This is a genomic window from Rhodopirellula baltica SH 1 (assembly GCF_000196115.1).
Lineage (GTDB): Bacteria > Planctomycetota > Planctomycetia > Pirellulales > Pirellulaceae > Rhodopirellula > Rhodopirellula baltica.
The window spans coordinates 4,367,902-4,385,800 of the sequence record NC_005027.1; the positions used below are offsets into that span (position 1 = coordinate 4,367,902).

10 protein-coding genes are annotated in these 17,899 nt (G+C 55.8%); 9 read left to right on the forward strand and 1 reads right to left on the reverse strand.

All coding sequences use genetic code 11. The features are described 5' to 3' along the window. Genes RB_RS16720 through RB_RS16745 form a run of 6 tightly spaced genes read left to right on the forward strand, consistent with a single transcriptional unit; the run spans position 1 to position 11,451 of the window. Positions 1 to 1,059: a DUF58 domain-containing protein gene (locus RB_RS16720; protein WP_164922127.1), complete on the forward strand. Its 1,059-nt coding sequence runs from the start codon at positions 1 to 3 to the stop codon at positions 1,057 to 1,059. Next, entirely contained in the window at positions 1,056 to 3,170 is a 2,115-nt protein-coding gene (locus RB_RS16725; RefSeq protein WP_011121743.1) for a BatA domain-containing protein, read from the forward strand. Before RB_RS16720 ends, RB_RS16725 begins: the two co-directional genes overlap by 4 nt. Continuing rightward, a complete protein-coding gene (locus tag RB_RS16730; protein WP_011121744.1) occupies positions 3,151 to 7,107 on the forward strand; it encodes a hypothetical protein in 3,957 nt (1,318 codons plus the stop codon). The genes RB_RS16725 and RB_RS16730 overlap by 20 nt, the downstream gene beginning before the upstream one ends. Further along, complete coding sequence (locus RB_RS16735; protein WP_011121745.1) at positions 7,104 to 9,527, forward strand: Ig-like domain-containing protein; 2,424 nt, start codon at positions 7,104 to 7,106, stop codon at positions 9,525 to 9,527. Before RB_RS16730 ends, RB_RS16735 begins: the two co-directional genes overlap by 4 nt. Then, positions 9,524 to 10,675, forward strand: a complete 1,152-nt coding sequence (locus RB_RS16740; RefSeq protein ID WP_231845716.1) for a hypothetical protein — start codon at positions 9,524 to 9,526, stop codon at positions 10,673 to 10,675. Before RB_RS16735 ends, RB_RS16740 begins: the two co-directional genes overlap by 4 nt. Then, positions 10,672 to 11,451 carry a hydroxypyruvate isomerase family protein gene (locus RB_RS16745; protein ID WP_011121747.1) on the forward strand — a complete coding sequence of 260 codons (780 nt, stop codon included), beginning with the start codon at positions 10,672 to 10,674 and terminating at the stop codon, positions 11,449 to 11,451. The genes RB_RS16740 and RB_RS16745 overlap by 4 nt, the downstream gene beginning before the upstream one ends. Here the strand turns inward: RB_RS16745 and RB_RS16750 are convergent. After that, complete coding sequence (locus tag RB_RS16750) at positions 11,438 to 14,026, reverse strand: DEAD/DEAH box helicase (protein WP_193427738.1); 2,589 nt, start codon at positions 14,024 to 14,026, stop codon at positions 11,438 to 11,440. The genes RB_RS16745 and RB_RS16750 overlap by 14 nt on opposite strands. Before the next feature lie 756 nt (positions 14,027 to 14,782). Here RB_RS16750 and RB_RS16760 point away from each other — a divergent pair. The 3 genes from RB_RS16760 (at position 14,783) to RB_RS16770 (ending at position 17,828) form a co-directional block, all read left to right on the forward strand. Beyond that, on the forward strand, positions 14,783 to 16,015 hold the full coding sequence (locus RB_RS16760) for a DUF1559 domain-containing protein (protein ID WP_007331718.1): 1,233 nt from the start codon (positions 14,783 to 14,785) through the stop codon (positions 16,013 to 16,015). A gap of 109 nt (positions 16,016 to 16,124) precedes the next feature. After that, on the forward strand, positions 16,125 to 16,301 hold the full coding sequence (locus RB_RS16765; RefSeq protein ID WP_231845717.1) for a hypothetical protein: 177 nt from the start codon (positions 16,125 to 16,127) through the stop codon (positions 16,299 to 16,301). A 291-nt stretch (positions 16,302 to 16,592) separates the two neighbouring features. After that, positions 16,593 to 17,828, forward strand: a complete 1,236-nt coding sequence (locus RB_RS16770) for a DUF1559 domain-containing protein (protein WP_164922129.1) — start codon at positions 16,593 to 16,595, stop codon at positions 17,826 to 17,828. The last annotated feature ends 71 nt before the right edge of the window (positions 17,829 to 17,899 follow it).

The window sequence follows — 17,899 nt, forward strand, 5'->3', positions numbered from 1 at the left end:
TTGAGCTGGTTCCAACGTCAATCTCGCTCGTCGGTCAAAGCCACCAACGGCAGCACGGGTACACTCCAGGGCAACTCCTCGAAGTCGTCGCGGGCTGCCGCTTCGCCGGCGGGTGGCAACGGTAAAACGGCCGCCTCGATGGACCCGCATGCTCTGATGCGGATCAAGAATCTGCAACTGCGATCCAAACTTGTCGTGGAAGGTTTCTTTGGCGGACTGCACCGAAGCCCTCTTCACGGGGCCTCCGTCGAGTTCAGCGAATACCGAGCCTACTCGCCCGGCGACGATCCACGGGGACTGGATTGGAAATTGTTCGCTCGCACAGATCGCTATTACATCAAGAAGTTCGAGGACGAAACCAACCGTCGCTGCTACTTGTTAGTCGACCAAAGTCAGTCGATGGGTTACGGGTCACTCGAATACACCAAGATGGAATACGCGAGAACGCTGGCCGCGACGCTCGCCTACTTCCTCACTCTGCAACGTGACCATGTTGGACTGATGACGTTCGACGATACAATCGCCGACGTCGTCCCGGCGCGCAGCCGAGTCGGCCACCTGCGTCAAATCCTTGCCTGCTTGGCTCGTCCAACGTCGGGATCTGGAACGGATGTCAACGGACCGATCTCTCAAATTGCCGCGATCACCCGTCGCCGAGGTTTGGTGGTGCTGATCAGCGACATGCTCTCGCCGACCGAAGACCTGCAACGGTCTCTCGCACTGCTGCGTTCGCGACAACATGAAGTGATCGTGTTGAGAATCCTGGATCCTAACGAAGTGAATCTTTCGGTGGACGAATCCAAGGTCTTGGTGGACATGGAAACGGGACGCAAAATCCAAGTCGATCCCGATGCGACTCGCAAAGCCTATCAGGCCGCCTTCCAAGAACACGCCGAGACGATTGAATCGATTTGCAACGCCGTAGGAGCCGCGATTTACACCAGCACGACCGATCGCCCTCTGCAGGAAGCATTGTCTGATTTCGTCTCCGCTCATCAACGTCGTGCGGTGGGTGCCAGTCGATCGGGCATGCTGAGTTCAGGAGGAACCTTCGGATGAGCATGCTCGCCCCGTTTTTCCTAGCCGGTGCACTGGCCGTCGCGGCACCCATCTTGTTTCACCTGATTCGGCAGCACCCCAAGGGTGCCGTGCCGTTCAGCTCGGTGATGTTCCTGCGAGAGGTCCCGCCACGACTGACCCGCCGCAGCCGTTTGGATCAGTGGCCATTGCTGCTCCTTCGAGCACTCGCGTTGTTGTTGTTGGCCGCCGCCTTTGCTAGACCGTTTCTGCGTGGTGCTGACGACCAGTTCAACAACACACCCGTTCGGCGGATCGCGGTGTTGGTCGACCGAAGTGCCAGCATGCAACGGGAAGACCTTTGGGAACAAGCAATCCAAAAAGCTGAAACGGTTCTGACTGATCTATCAGCGCAAGACCAATTCGCGGTGTTTGTCTTCGACACCAAAATTGAACGCATCTGGGAAACATCGCTCGCGGCAACATCCGATGAACGTCAGAACGCACTCGCTCTGCAAGCTCTCACGGAAGTTCAACCCACTTGGCGAGCCACCGATCTGGGAACCGCCCTTCGCGAAGCCGCCGATTGGGCACAGTGGCCGACCGAGTCACCGACAGCGGGAGAAGACGGATTAGCCGACGAAGAAGCGATTACCCGAGGCCAGCTACCGGGTCCTGCCAGCATCGTTTTGATTTCCGATCTGCAAGACGGTTCCAAACTCGATGCACTGCAGCAAAACACTTGGCCCGAACAAGTTACCTTGGACATCCGGCGAGTGGTGCCGAAGGAAGAAGGCAATGCGACCGCGATCATGATGAATGATCAAACCTTGGAGAACTTGCAAGAATCATCCGCGTCCAATGCCAATCGCAAGCTTCCGGTCCGGGTCGTCAATTCCAAACTCGCTTCCCAGTTCGATCTGACGTTGCAATGGAACGACGCCAGTGACAAACAAACGATCCAGGTCGAAGCTGATGCAACCCAGATCATCCGTCTCGACCAGCCGGCGGATTCCGTCACCGCAATGGTCCTGTCCGGTGACAACTCGCCCTTTGACAATACCGTTCACTGGGTTGCTCCCGAGAAACGCTCGTATCGACTGCTGCATGTCGGCGACGTTCAAGACGATCCTCGCGAAAGTCTGTTTTATTACCTGGAACGGGTTCCGCTGGACAACGCAACCCGAACGGTCTCGATTCAAACCACCACCGTCGCGAAGTTGCCGACCGACTTGGATCCACGTGAATGCCCGCTCATGGTTGTCAGCGATGTCGCAAACACCGACGCCTTCATACAGTCACTGGTAACGTACACCGAAGCAGGCGGCCGAGTGTTGTTTGTGTTGGATGAATCCGATGACGCGAAGGATTTGATCACTTGCATCGCATCAGTCACCGACAACGATTCACTCTCCGCGGAAGAAGCCACCGTCGATGACTACGCCATGTGGTCGCGAGTTGATTTTTCGTCGCCGTTGTTTGCATCGATGGCGGACCCGCAATTCAATGATTTCAGCAAAATCCAATTTTGGAATCATCGAAACGTTTCAGGACTTGAAGAAGCCGGTTGGAACATACTGGCAAATTTTGATTCTGGTGCACCGGCACTGGCTCAAACGGGCAACGTTTGGTTGCTGACAACGGGTTGGCAACCGTCTTCGAGCCAACTGGCTCTGTCCACAAAATTCATCCCGTTGATCGCTCAAATGTTCACCGGCAACGAAGGGACGACGAGATATGTGGCTGGGCATGTGGTGGGAACGCCGCTTCCGTGGCCCGCAACCGAGGGCGCAGAACTGGTTCGCTCGGACGGTGAATCATCGCCTTACGAGCAAGCCTCTGATGCTGACTTCATCGATCGTCCCGGTGTTCATCAATTGAAGCTACCGGACGAAGCCCCCATCACATTCGCGAGCAATCTGTCCGAGTCCGAGAGTCAAACCGACGCGATGGACGAAGACACGCTCGAACGTCTGGGCATTGGATTGGGCGAAGCCGCCACGGCGGAAAAACTGACTCAAGCGACTCTGCAACTTCGAGATCGCGAATTGGAAAGCAACCAACGTTTGTGGCAATGGTTGTTACTCGCTGCGATCGGAATGTTGGTGATCGAAACCCTCTGGGGAGGACGCTATGCGAAACGAATTGCTTGATTGCATCGATCCCGTGATCCGTCGAATGCGACGACTGCGTTTTTGGCAATCGCTTGGGTGGCTGGCTTGGACCATCACCTTGATCGTTCTTCTGTGGCTGGTGTGGACGCAGCGACCGCTTGCATTCCTGTCGTCGATGACACTTTCAACCTCTTCGCTTTCCACGTCCGTCGCGATCGTATCGACGTTGGTGATTGCGATGGTGGCTTGCTTGATCGCCGCCCGCTTGCGAATCCGAAACATTCAGTCCGTGGCTCGAAAGATCGAACATCGATACCCGGACCTCGACCAACGTCTGATCACCGCGGTCGACGATTCCGTTGCCAAACAACCAGACAATTATCTGAACCAACGTGTGATGCGAGAAGCCCGTGAGCACGCTCGTCGCAACGATTGGCCGGACGTCGTGTCGTCTCGTTGGTTGCTGGTCAACCGATTGTTTGGATTGTCGGGAACGCTAGCGACGCTTGCCTTGGCCGGCTTCTTTCTGCTGGCCAAACCGGACTCTTCGGCCAAAGCTTCCTCAGTTGTGTTGCCCAAACCCGACGTGGTGATACAGCCCGGCAGCATGGAAATCGAACGCGGCACGAACTTGTTGGTCACGGCGGAATTCCAAGCCGATTGGATTGGTCGCCAATCCGCGGTGGAACCAGAACTCGTCCTCACAGCGATCGACAATCAACCAGTCGCAAACGTCGCAAACGTCGCAAACACTGAAACAGTTCCGGAAGACCAAGCTGAACCACGTGTTGCACGGCTGCCCATGCGGCGAAGCATGGCTGATCCGATTTGGGGTGGTTTGGTTCCCGAAGTCGACGAGTCCTTCACTTACCGAGTCGTATTGCCTCACTGGTCAAGCGAGGAATACCGTGTTGAAGTTTTCGAATACCCGGCCGTCACCCGAAGCGACGCTGAAATCGATTACCCCGAGTTCACCGGACTTCAGAACCGACGCATTGAAGACACCGTGCGAGTCTCGGTGGCCAAAGGCAGCGAAGTCACTTGGTGGGTTCGAATCAACAAACCAGTCACGTCGGCCCAACTCTTCCCCAAGCCATACAAAAAGAACGAGGCCAACTACGAAGACTCCGCTCCCTTGGAGATGACCCAAGATCCCGAGCGTCCACTGTGGTGGTCCGTCGCAATCAAGGTGGAAGAAAGCCAACGATACGATGTGGAACTGAAAGACGACAAAGATCGCACGAACCAGCTCTCGACTCAGTTCATCGTTCGAATGCTACCCAACCAATTAGCCAAAATTCGCCCCACGGTCGGTGGCGACGTTTCCGTGTCGGCATTGGAAGAGTTTCTCATCGCCGCGGAAGTTCGGGACGATCACGGGCTCGCTCGCGCGGGCGTCTCGCTGACATTTGCCGGCAAACCACCGCAGGACATCGTGTTGGCTGAGAACATCGCTGCCAATCAAAAGCAAACGATCCAGCACATGGTCGACATGGAATCACTTGAGGCCAAACCCGACGATTTGCTGTCGTACTCTTTTTGGGCCGAGGACAAGGTCGCAGGTGAATCTTCCGAGACTGAAGTCCGTCGCACGCAAAGCGATTTGTACTTTGCCGAAGTCCGACGTTTCGAAGATATTTTTCGTGAAGGCGATCCTCAATCCAGCCAACCTTCGGAACCCTCTGAACCAAGCGAACAAGAACAACAAGCCGAAGAGCTGATTGAAACGCAAAAGCAAATCATCCAGGCCACTTGGAAGCTACTGCAGTCCACCGTTCGGTGGAACGAGCAAACGACGGCGGACGTTCGCGTGATCGCGGACTCGCAACAGGATGTCATTGCTCAGTTGGATGAACTGGCTCAAGAGCTGAACGAAGCCGAAGCCAAGCAGCACGCCGCCAACGTTCGACAATCGATGCAAACCGCCGTCGCGGAACTGAACCGAGCGATTCAAACCAGCGATCGTGAACCATTGTCGGCTGCCGTCGTGGCGGAACAACCCGCTTACGCGGGCCTGTTGCGGATGCGAGCCAGTGAATTCGAAGTCACACGTTCACAACAGCAGCAACAACCGAGTCAAGGTTCGGCGGGTCAACAACGCAAGCAACAACAATTGGATGAATTGGAACTGGACCAGGAACAGGACCGCTACGAAACGCAGCAACAGGCGCAAATGACGCCGGAGCAGCAAGCTCAACGTGAGATTCGGCAAGTGCTCAGCCGGCTGAGTGAACTCGCCCGTCGCCAGCAGGATCTCAACGAGGAACTGGCCCAACTTCAATCAGCGATGCAATTGGCTGACGACGAAGAGGAAAAGGAAGAACTACGCCGGCAACTCGAACGTCTTCGCGAGCAACAGCAGGATATGCTCCGCCAAACCGATGAGCTGATGGAACGCATGAACTCACCCGAGAACGCGTCCAACATGCAGGAAGCCAGCGAACAACTCGAGCAAACTCGCGAAAACATTCGTGAGGCTGGCGAAGCGATGGAACAGCAAGACGCTGAAACGGCTTTATCCAGCGGCAAACGCGCCGAGCGCGAACTCGAATCCGTTCGAGAAGAAATTCGCGAACAGGCTGCGGGTCAGTTCAACGAAGCGATGCAGTCAATGCGTGATCGAGCTCGCGAATTGAACACGCAACAAAAGGAACTCGAGGAACAATTGTCCGAAATGGACGCACCCAGCGAATCGCCTGGCCTGCGTTCCAGCGGCAATCGCGAAGAACTCAAGGACGCACTGACCGAGCAGCGTGAATCCTTGGGCGAACTAATGGAGGACATTGAGGAGGTCGTCCAGGAAGCCGAAGAGTCCGAACCGTTGCTCGCACAAAACTTGTACGACGCTTTCCGCGAAACGCAACAACGCCGGACAGAAGAACGACTCGATGCCGCCAGCCAACTTCTTCAGCGTGGCTTTGACGAGCAGTCGCAGCAAATGGCGGGGCAGGCCGGTGAAGCGATCCAGGAATTAAGCGAGCAAATCGAAACGGCCGCCGAAAGCGTATTGGGCAACGAAGCAGAAGGATTGCAACGTGCAGCGAGTTTGGCTGAGCAATTGGAATCCGCTGTGTCAGACGAAGTCCAGCAAGCACGCGGAGACGATTCCGGCGGGGCAGGGCAGGGCGAAACCTCAGAGCCAACGGAACGTCAGCCAGGAGAAGACAAACCCCAACAAGGACAGCCCGGTGAGAACCAGCCAGGCCAAGGGCAAGAACAAGGGGAAGGGGAAGGACAACCTGGCCAACAACAACCCGGCGAGGAAAGCCAACCGGGTCAAGGTGGCCCCAGTCAATCACAAGATGGCCAAGAGCCGGGAGAACAATCCGCTGGCGAATCAGAAACGGGTCAACCATCGAATCCGCCTTCGCAGTCAACCTCGCCGGGGCAGGGTGGGGCAGGGCAGGGCGGACAAGCTCCAGACGAAGAACCTTCGACCGAGCCGACTCCGGGCGAACCGTCTGAAAACACCGAACCGCAAGAATCCACGGAGCGTCCGCAAGGGCCACCTGGTCTTCGCCCTAGTTCGCAATCGCAGCAAGGGCAACCACAGCCGAACCAACCGCAAGAAGGTCAATCCGGCGGTCCCAATCCATCCGCCGCCCAAGCTCCCTCCTCTCCCAGCAACTTCACCTCACCGCTGACCGGCGAAGGATTTCGCGAATGGTCTGATGGATTGCGAGACATCGAAGAGATGGTTTCCGACCCCGAGTTGCGTTCACGTGCGACACGAATTCGGGAACGAGCCCGCGACATGCGTGAGGAAATTCGCCGCGAATCCAAACCGCCGCAATGGGATTTGGTCGAGGAGATGATCGTCGAACCCATGCGAGAACTCAAACGCGATCTCGCCGAAGAATACATGCGTCGCAGCGCCAAGAAACAATCGCTGGTTCCGATCGATCGTGATCCGGTACCGGACCAGTACTCCGAAGCGGTGCGTCGATATTACGAACGAATCGGGAGCGGGCTTTGAACGACGCTTTCAATTCATCTGACAACTGGAGCCAGCATTTGGTTTGGGGTGCACCGGAGTGGATCTTTCCTGCGGGCATCCTAGCCGTGGTGCTTACCGCCGCGATTGGTTGGTCCTACGCACGTTCACGCGCAACCACGCCGATTCGCGTGCTCGCGGCTACGCTGAAACTGATCGCCGTGGCATTGATGCTGCTGTGTTTGCTTCAACCGATGTGGCGAGGCGAACGTCCTCGACCGCAGGCCAACCTGTTTCCGATCTTGGTCGACACCAGCCAGAGCATGCAGCTCCAAGATGTCGACGAGGAACTTTCACGTGGGCAGAACTTTGCCAACGCGTTGGCTGCCGACTCGGACTGGCGAGTTCGTCTGGAACAAACGTTTGACGTCCGCCTGTTCGGTGCAGATTCACGACTGAGCCGTATGGCCGACATCGACACAATCGAATTCGACGGCATGCAATCGTCCATACAAACTTCGATCGATGCATTGTCGCAGCGACTCAAAGGACGCCCCGTCGCCGGTGCGTTGTTATTCAGCGATGGCAATCTCACCGATCCCTCCGCGGAACAGATCACCGGCACCGATTCACCGTTCCCAATCTTCCCCGTTCTCCCCGACGCTCCGACCACCCCAACGGACTTGCGACTGGAACGAGTCAGCGTGACTCAAAGCGATTTTGAGACGTCGCCAATGACCGTTCGCGCCGATGTGATGGCGACCGGGCTGAAAGACCAAGACGTTGTCGTTCAATTGCTCAACGCATCCGGGACTTCCGTCGAAGAGAAAACTGTCACCATCGAAAAGGAAGGCGAGCTGCAATCGGTTACTTTTCGTTTTCGCCCCGAACAATCTGGCACCCAGTTCTATCGAGTGCTGGCCTTCACTCCATCACAACGTCAATCGATCCGTTCTCAAATCGATGAAGGCAATGCGTGGCTGGAAGGATCATCCGGCGATGAAGCCACGTTGCGAAACAATCAACGTTGGATCGACGTTCAACCTCGGCGTGGCCCGTTCCGAATTCTGTACTTGGCCGGACGCCCGAACTGGGAATTCAAGTTCTTACGTCGTGCGTTGCAGAGCGATGCGGAAACCCAACTCGTGGGCCTGCTTCGAATCGCGGACAAGGAACCCAAATTCAGCTTCCGCGACAAAGGCGTCAACAGCAGCAACCCATTGTTCGCTGGTTTAGGCGAGGACGAAGAAGAAACCCGCGAGCAATACGACGAAGCAGTCATGATCCGCCTGGGAGTCAAAGAATCCGAAGAACTCAGCAAAGGGTTCCCAGAGACACCCGAAGAATTGTTTGGGTATCACGGGATCATTCTGGACGACATCGAACCGGAGTTTTTTACACAGGACCAGATGCTGCTGCTGCGACAATTCGTGAGTCTGCGTGGCGGCGGATTGCTGATGATGGGCGGCCAAGAATCCTTCAACGACGATTCCTTTGGCAAGACACCTCTGGGCGAACTGTCCCCCGTCTACCCACCGCGCAATCGGTCCGACCAACCGGCTCCCGCTGGCAAATGGTCCATCACCCGAGAAGGCATGCTGCAACCGTGGCAACGACTTCGCGAAACGGAAGCAGCTGAAAAGCTGCGTCTGTTAAAGATGCCGCCGTTCCGCGTGACGCACGAGGTGGGTGACATCAAACCCGGAGCCATCGAATTGGCCCAATTGGAAACGAGTTCTGGCCAACCCGCCCCCGCCTTCATCACCCAGCGATTCGGGAAAGGCCGAACAGCTGCCATGCCGATCGGCGACTTCTGGCGATGGTCGATGCGGAAGAACCAATACGACAACACCACCGAGGTCAGTGATGATCCAGCTCAGGCATGGCGTCAAATGGCGCGTTGGTTGGTGGGCGAAGTCCCTCGCCGCGTGGAACTGACGATCCAACCGGATGGCTCGACCGGATCGACCAACCTGCGAGTCTTGGTACGAGATGAGTCGTATCTTCCGATGGAAAATGCGACGGTGACACTCAACGTGACCGGTGAAGATGGCGTTTCAATCCCGCTGACCGCTCGTCCGGATGCAAACGAACTTGGCACCTACGCCGCAACGTTTGTCTCGCGTGACTCCGGTCGGTTCACGGTATCAGCCGATGTCAAAGCGGCTGACCAAAGCTTCATCGGAAACGACGAAGGTGGTTGGGTCAGCGATCCCGGCATGGAAGAGACTCAGCGTTTGTCGTGGAACGAAAATTGGCTGAAGAACTTGGCCGAATCCACCGGTGGCGAAGTCTTGCGGGTATCGGACCTAGGCGACTTCGTCAGCGACCTACCCAATCGAGAAATACCAGTGACCGAGACTTGGGTCTATCCTCTTTGGCACCAAACATGGGTGATGCTCCTCGCGATGGCCTGCCTGTGCGGCGAATGGGGACTTCGACGATGGAAGGGACTCGCATGAGTAATCGATTGAAAATGCTTCGTCGAAAAAGTTGGCCCAAGCTTTGTGTCGCCACCGCGTTGTGCCTGCCCGTTTCGACGGTGGCCTCGGGGCAAGAGCCCGATACCTTGCAAGAATCCGGCAGCGGCCAAACGTCCGACTCAGGGCAAGACACGTCATCCAACGAACCGGCGACGAAACCGGATGTGGCCAGCGAATCAGCTCGCACTGACTCGGATGAGACCCAGGTCATGCGTGGCGATCTGATCGTGGTCGTGGGAGCGGCGGGCGATCCAACGTACGAACCCCTTTTTCGCGAATGGTCTGACACTTGGATGAAACTCGCGAAAACGGCGAAACTGAACGCCATCCGGATTGGAAGCGAATCGCTGGAGAGCGAACAAACTGACCAGCAATTGTTGGAACAGGCCCTCCAGGGTTTGGAGACCGACTCGCCACGACCGTTGTGGATCTCGTTGATCGGCCATGGAACCTTTGCTCGCAATGTTGCCAAGTTCAATCTGCGAGGCCCGGATGTTTCCGCGGACCAAATGAAGGACTGGTTGGCCGGCTTCCAACGTCCGGTCGTTGTCGTCAACAACGCTTCATCGAGCGGCCCGTTCATCAATGCATTGTCTGCCCCCAACCGAGTCATCGTGACCGCAACCAAAAGCGGCAACGAACAAAATTTTGCGAGGTTTGGACAGTACTTCGCGGAAGCGCTCGCGGCGATCGATTCTGATCTCGATCACGATGACGCGGTTTCGATTCGCGAAGCATTTGTCAGAGCCAGCAAGGACGTCGAGCTTTTCTACGAAGCGGAAGATCGGATCGCGACAGAACACGCGTTGATGGATGACAACGGCGATGGTTTGGGCACGAAGGCGGATGACCTTCGCAAGAAAGTGCTCACACCAGAACAGCTCGCAAAGCTCGATGGAAAACAGGCGGGGCGAATGACAATCGCCCCGGTTGCCAACTCGTTGAATTGGACCGACGATCAGCTCAAACGCCGCGATGAATTGGAAGACCGGCTGGATGCACTTCGCATGCAACGGCTTTCTGATCCCGCCGCGTTCCCTGACAACCAATGGGCGGACCACCTCGAGAAAATCTTGGTCCCGCTCGCCGAACTCTACCACGAAGTTGAAAGCAACTCGCCTCCATGAATTCGCCCGCTCGATTGAAAGCTTCCGTCTGCGTCGACGCTGTCCTCGAAAACCTGTCCACCGTCGATGCGATGAAGTTGGTCGCGGATTGTGGCTACCCCGCCTTCGAATTTTGGAAGTGGTGGGACAAAGACCTGGACTCAATCAATCAAGCACGCGAAGAGTTGCAGCTTCAGGTCGCCGCCGTCTGCACAAAGTTCGTCAGCCTGGTGGATCCCGACGTGCGAGCCGAATACCTCGCTGGTTTGAAGGAATCCATCGCCGCGGCTGGGAGCCTGAATTGCCCCGTGCTGATTTCGCAGGTCGGCGATGCACGACCGGGAGTCGATCGTGCCGAGCAACGCGACTGCTTGATCGCGGGTCTAAAAGAAGCCGCACCGATGCTGGAAGATTCCGGCGTGGTGCTGGCGATCGAACCTCTCAACGAATTAATTGATCACGCCGGCTACTACCTCGTCCGCAGTGACGAAGCGTTCTCGATCATCCAAGAGGTCGACAGCCCCAACGTGAAGGTGACATTTGATATCTATCACCAACAAATCAGCGAAGGTCATGTGATCGCGAATTTGACGCAGAACGTTGATGCGATCGCTCACTTCCATGCCGCCGGCAATCCCGGTCGACATGAACTCGACCGTGGCGAATTGCATTACCCGTCCATTTTCGCTGCGATCGCGGACACCGGCTACTCCGGCCACGTTGGGCTGGAGTATTGGCCGGTGAACGAAGCCGCTGCGGGACTTCGCGAAGCGGCTTCGTGGATCAAGAAGGTTTGAACTTCTTCTTGCCGCGTTTCGCGGTGGGTGCGGTGCTTCCGTTATTGCGAGACTTATTGCCAAACGAACGCTTTCCGCCACTGAAGTTCTTGCCGCCCGAACCTCCGTTGCCAGAGAACTTGCCTTTGCGGAAACCCTCCTTGCGGAAGTTGCTGCGGCCACCGTCGCCTTCGAAGTCATCGACGACGTCACCTGCTTCTTCAAGGTTCAACCGTTTGCCGGCCACCCAAGTTTTGCGAAGCGTTTGATAGATGTCCGAGGGCATGCCTTCGGGCAGGTCGATCAAAGTGTGCGAGTCGCGAATGTTGATCGGGCCGATGTATTCGCCATCGATACCAGCTTCGTTTGCAACTGCACCAACAATGTTGCCGGGTTTGACTCCGTCCTGCCAACCGACATCAAGGCGATATCGAGTCATGCCTTCTTTGACGGGTGTGAGTGGACGGCCTTTGGGACGACGAGGGCGATCATCGCCGAAGGATCCACGATTGCCGGAGCGATCGTTCGAATCAAATGAGTCACGACCGCGAGAATTGTCTCGGTCGGAACGTTCGCGCTGCTTCTTGGGACGTTCCTTCAACAAGAACGGACGTCCGTTCTGGCTCATTTCTGCCAGTGCGGCAGCGATCATCTCCATCGGTTTGCCAGATTCTTCCGCGTACTGAGCGATCATGTCTTTGTAGACCGTCAAATCCTGATCAGCGGAAACATCGGTGATGCGTTGCTTGAAACGCCGCACGCGAGCCTCGTTGATATCGGCAACCGTTGGGATGTCGATGATTTCAATGGGTTGCTTGGTCGTGTTCTCAATGAACCGAAGCTGACGACGCTGAGCATTGGTCAAGAAGATGATGGCTTGCCCGCTGCGTCCCGCTCGACCGGTACGACCAATCCGGTGCACATACGATTCGCTGTCGTGCGGCAAATCAAAGTTGAACACGTGACTGATCCGTGGCACGTCCAAACCTCGAGCCGCGACGTCGGTTGCAACCAAAACGTCGAGTTGACCACGCTTGAGTTGGTCAATTGTCCGCTCTCGAACCTTCTGTGGCATGTCGCCGTTCAGTGCGATAGCGGAAAACCCTTGCTGGCTCAGCTTTTCAGCCACACTCAGCGTGGAGTCCTTTGTCTTCGTGAAGACGATCACTCCATCGGTTTCTTCCACTTCCAAGATGCGAGTCAACGCATCAATTTTGTCGCGTGGTGAAACAAACAACGCACGCTGGCGAACCGAAGCGGCGGTGATCGTCTTTGACTTGATCGTGATCCGAGCTGGGTCGTTGAGATACTCGTCAGCGATCTTGCGGATTGGCTTTGGCAACGTCGCAGAGAACAACGCGACTTGCCGTCCTTCAGGCGATTTTTCGAGGACAAACTGAACGTCTTCCAAGAATCCCATGTTGAGCATTTCGTCGGCTTCATCGAGCACAAGGCAATCGAGCGAACCGAGATCCAACGTACCGCGTTTGACGTGATCAATGACTCGGCCCGGTGTGCCGACGACGACTTGGACACCGCGACGGAGCTGTTTGAGTTGTGGTTCGTAGTCTTGTCCACCGTAGATAGCAGCAACCTGGAAACCACTCAGATCAGCACCGTACTTGGTGAACGACCGAGCCACTTGGATCGCCAATTCGCGTGTTGGTGCCAGCACGAGGACTTGTGGGCGACGGCTGCGAACATCGACACGCGACAAGATCGGCAATGCAAATGCAGCCGTTTTGCCGGTGCCAGTTTGCGACTGTGCCAAAACGTCGCGACCATCCAACATGTAGGGGATGATCTCGGCTTGAATTGGAGTTGGTTTATCGTAACCCGATGCGGCAACCGCTTTTTGAACTTCTGCTCGCAGGTCCAAATCGCGGAACAGTGGCTCAGCCGGCTCGTTCGACTCAGGTGCCTTCTCCGCCTTCGCGGGCTCTTCTGTTTGTGCGGACTGGCTCTGAGCTGGCGGAGCCAATTCTTCGCGAACAGACTGTTCTTGTTTAGCAACGGGTTCTGATTGAACTGCGGGCTTTTGCTCCGCAACCACTTCCGGTTCAACGACTGGTTCTGGGCTGGCCGCTGTTTCCGCAGCCGCAACAGGCTCTTCGACGACAGGTGGCGCCATCGTTGCAACGGGCTGCGATTCCACCACGGCTTCATTCGCAGGTTCTGGTTCGCGAGCCACCTCAGGCTCAGCGATCACTGCATCTGGTGATGCAACAGCATCGGATTCAGCTGGCTGTTCCTGCGATTTCGGTTGCTCTTGAACGTGCTGCTCTGGTTCAGCGATTTCGACCTGAACAGGTTCTGTGTTCAGTTCGATCGCTGGCTCTGCTTGCACTTCGACGATCACGTCGGACGCTTCATCGGTGCAGTCGGCTTGATAGAACAGCAAGGATTCGTCGACAGCCGGCGATGGCATTTCGCTCGGATCAATCACTGGGTTGGCATAGTGAGCCGCCCATTGTGCCGAAGGATCGACGACCGTCTCGGTTGTCGACATTTCAAATGTGTCCTGAGCTCGTTCTTGCGAATTCAACTCGGACGTAGGATCGACCAACGTTTCATTGGAAGCGGGATGATCAGACATCAAAAAACTCGTGCGCTTAAAAAGGTAGCCGCACCCACGCTGCGTTTCGCAGGCGGTCATGGTCGCGGCAGAATTGGTAAGGATGGAATGCCAAACCAAGAGGACTCTTTCAGAGCCCTGGATCTGGTTGTCTGCGGTTCGATTCAGTCCTCCAGGACCTTCGAACCCTTGCATTCCGACACAACCACGACGCCGCTTCTCATTCACCAGAAAGAATCCGTCTCAAGCGATCAATCAAGACGCTCAACGGACTGGGTAGCCACTCGGGTCGAAACCGAGCGGATCACACTGAAGACCTGTCGCAGAAAAGTCGATTCGCGACGTCAATTTGCACGCCGCCGACTTCTGTGGCCCAGGAGAGTAATTGAATCATCGATTTTGCAATAGGAGGAAAACTAAAATCTCATTCGGGTTTCCGCGAATGCGGTTTCCTCTTCCCTCACCTGCCAGCAGCACCCGCTGAAGCAACCACCGCACATTGCCTTTGTCGGCATCCCCCCATCCGAGACAAAATGCCGGAGTAATTCTACTTAGCGCGGTACTTTCATTTTGAGCACGTGTTAATCAATTGACTTGCAGCATCTTCGGGGATTCCCGACCCACTATTCGGGAAAAAAGGCTTTGGATTCTTCGCAATCGGAGATGAAAGACTTTGAACCCCATATTAACATGCTCAAATTGAAGCCCGTCCAGATTTCATTTCGAGTTTGGTTGCTACGGGCGAACTAGCCCATCTAAGACTCAATTGAGGTACTGATGCACAAACGTTTCTCGCGGCCTCGCGGTTTCACCTTGGTGGAATTGCTTGTTGTCATCGCAATCATCGGGGTGCTCGTCGGACTATTGCTTCCTGCGGTCCAGGCCGCCCGCGAAGCAGCCCGCCGTATGAGTTGCAGCAACAATTTCAAGCAGCTTGGATTAGCTGCCCACAACTACCACTCGGCCTACAACAACCTGCCAGTCCAAGGCTCAGGAACGTATGCCGTTGGGGGACGTGATCCATGGGACGGCAACCCAAACGGAGACATTTCCTCAAACTATCGCCTGTCGTATCTGGTAGGCATGTTGCCATTCCTAGAACAACAAGGCCTGTGGGAACAAATCTCGAACCCCTTGAGCATCAACTCGGACGGCACCGTTCGAAGTCCATCTTGGCAGGCCATGGGACCTCACCCCGATCGAGTGCAATACCCACCATGGGCGACTGAACTTCCAACTCTGCGATGCCCGAGCGATCCTGGCTCTGGTTTGCCATCGCTTGGCCGGACGAACTACGCGGCTTGCCACGGTGACTCAGCTGTCTACTCTCGTGATTCGTACCTCGACGTCGACGAAGTGGCCGAAGGCGGCAAACTCCCCTATATCTCAGACACTGCCCACGCCGCTGCTTCGAGCGCATCACACCGTGGGATGTTTGTTACGGGACGCCACATGAAGTTTCGCGACACATTGGATGGCTTGTCCAACACAATCATGTGTGGGGAGATTGCTACCGACCTCGGTGACAATGACAAACGAACCACAGTTGCCACCAACGTGGGCGCCCATGCTGCACCCAATGAAAAGAACCAATGTCGACTGGATCCGTCTTATGCTGAACCTTACCTCGACCCAGAGCGCCCACAATTTTGGACCAGTACGGTAACGAAACAGGTGGTGTGGGGACGTGGTTATCGTTGGCATGACTACATGCCTCCATACAGCCAAATGACCACGATCTTGGCTCCAAACGCGCAACTCTGCTCAGAAGGAACCGACCACCGAGATGTGGTTTCGCCACCTTCGAGTCGCCACCAAGGCGGTGTTCACGTTCTGATGGGAGACGGTGCTGTCAAATTCATCACCGACTCGATCGAAGCAGGCAACAAGAATGCACCTCAGGTGTCGGATCGAGCAGGCTCGCCTGCTGCTGGCAGCAAAAGCCCATACGGTCTTTGGGGAGCCCTCGGATCGCGATCCGCGAAAGAAGTGATCGACGGCGAATTCTAATTTCTCCTCTTTAGACAACAACTGATTTTGCAACTGCATTCCTTCCGCTATCGAAGGGAGTGCAGTTGTTCGTTTTGAATTGATTTAGTTCTCACTATTGGATGGATTGATGAAAACCTGGATGCTGACCTTCGGAATGCTCTGCTTGCTCGTCGCACCACTCGGATGCGACTCTGGAAGCAATAGCAACATCGTCGACAACTCGGACGCGGAAAAGTTGGCCGAATACGAAGCTGCACTCGCAGAAGCAGACGCAATGTCAGAAGGATACGAAGGCACGAAGTAGCGCCGCTTTGCATTCGGCGTGCGAAAACACGTTCGCCGGCACCTTTGGATTCATGCGCTAGACAGAAGTGAGCGGCCAGCAAAAGCGGGCCGCTTTTTTTGTATCCAGCCAATCCGACTCGGTTACCGAAGCAACAAGCGGAAAAGAACCACAAAGTCCATCGACTTAGCCAGGAACACCCACATAGGGCGAACTAAACCACCTGGAATGCGAGTTCTGCAGCGCAGGCAGCCATTCCTAGGCTGCTCTGTCGCTCAAGATTTCTGGAAACTCGATTCATTGAGGCATCAAATGCAAAGGAACAGAAAACGGAGACGAGGGTTCACGTTGGTGGAACTCCTTGTCGTGGTCGCGATCATCGGCGTATTGGTGGGCCTGTTGCTCCCCGCCGTACAAGCCGCACGCGAGGCAGCCAGACGCATGAGCTGCAGCAACAATTTCAAGCAAATTGGCTTGGCGATCCACAACTACCATTCGGCTTACAACAATCTTCCAGTCCATGCATCGGGAACCTATGCCGTGGGTGGGCGAGACCCTTGGGACACAAATCCGGGTCGCGAAATTTCGTCTAACAAGCGTTTGTCATTTCTGGTTGGCACTTTGCCGTTCCTTGAACAGCAAGGCCTTTGGGAACAAATATCCAATCCACTCAGCGTGAATTCGGATGGATCGACCAAGAGCCCACCATGGCAGCCCATGGGTCCTCACCCCGACCGCGTTCAGTATCCGCCGTGGGCCACTGAAATTCCGTCATTCCGCTGCCCTAGTGATCCAGGCCGTGGCTTACCATCGCTTGGGCGAACAAACTACGCGGCCTGCATGGGAGACTCAGCGGTTTACTCTCGAGACTCTTATTTGGACGTGGACGAAGTTGCGTCGGGCGCTACATTGCCCTATCGAACCGACACCGCGCACGCGGCGGCTTCTAATTCAGCCCAGCGCGGCATGTTCGTCAACGGTCGAGAAGTTCAATTTCGCGATACGCTCGACGGACTTTCCAACACGATTATGTGCGGCGAGATCACGACGGACTTGGGCAACAACGACAAACGCACGACGGTTCCGACCAATACCGGTGGACATGCGGCGCCAAACGAAAAGAACCAGTGTCGACTGGATCCATCTTATGCCGAGCCCTACATCGATCCTGAACGCCCTCAGTTTTGGTCACCATCCGGCTTGACCAAGCAAGCTGTTTGGGGACGTGGTTTTCGCTGGCACGACTACATGCCACCCTATTCCCAGATGACCACGGTGTTATCGCCCAACCGCGAACTATGCTCCGACGGTCGAGACCATCGCGATGTGGTATCGCCCCCTTCGAGCCAACACCAGGGCGGAGTCCATGTGTTGATGGGAGACGGCGCAGTCAGGTTCGTTACCGACTCGATTGAAGCTGGTAATAAAAATGCACCGCAGGTATCAAACCGAGCCGGGTCGCCCCCGCCAGGCAGCCCCAGCCCATACGGACTGTGGGGATCACTCGGGTCACGTGCTGCAAAAGAAGTGATCGACGGAGAGTTCTAGTCACTCCCACCCGAATCCATTGCCAACTATTACGAACTGCCGCCATGAGTCACTCATGGCGGCAGTTTCTT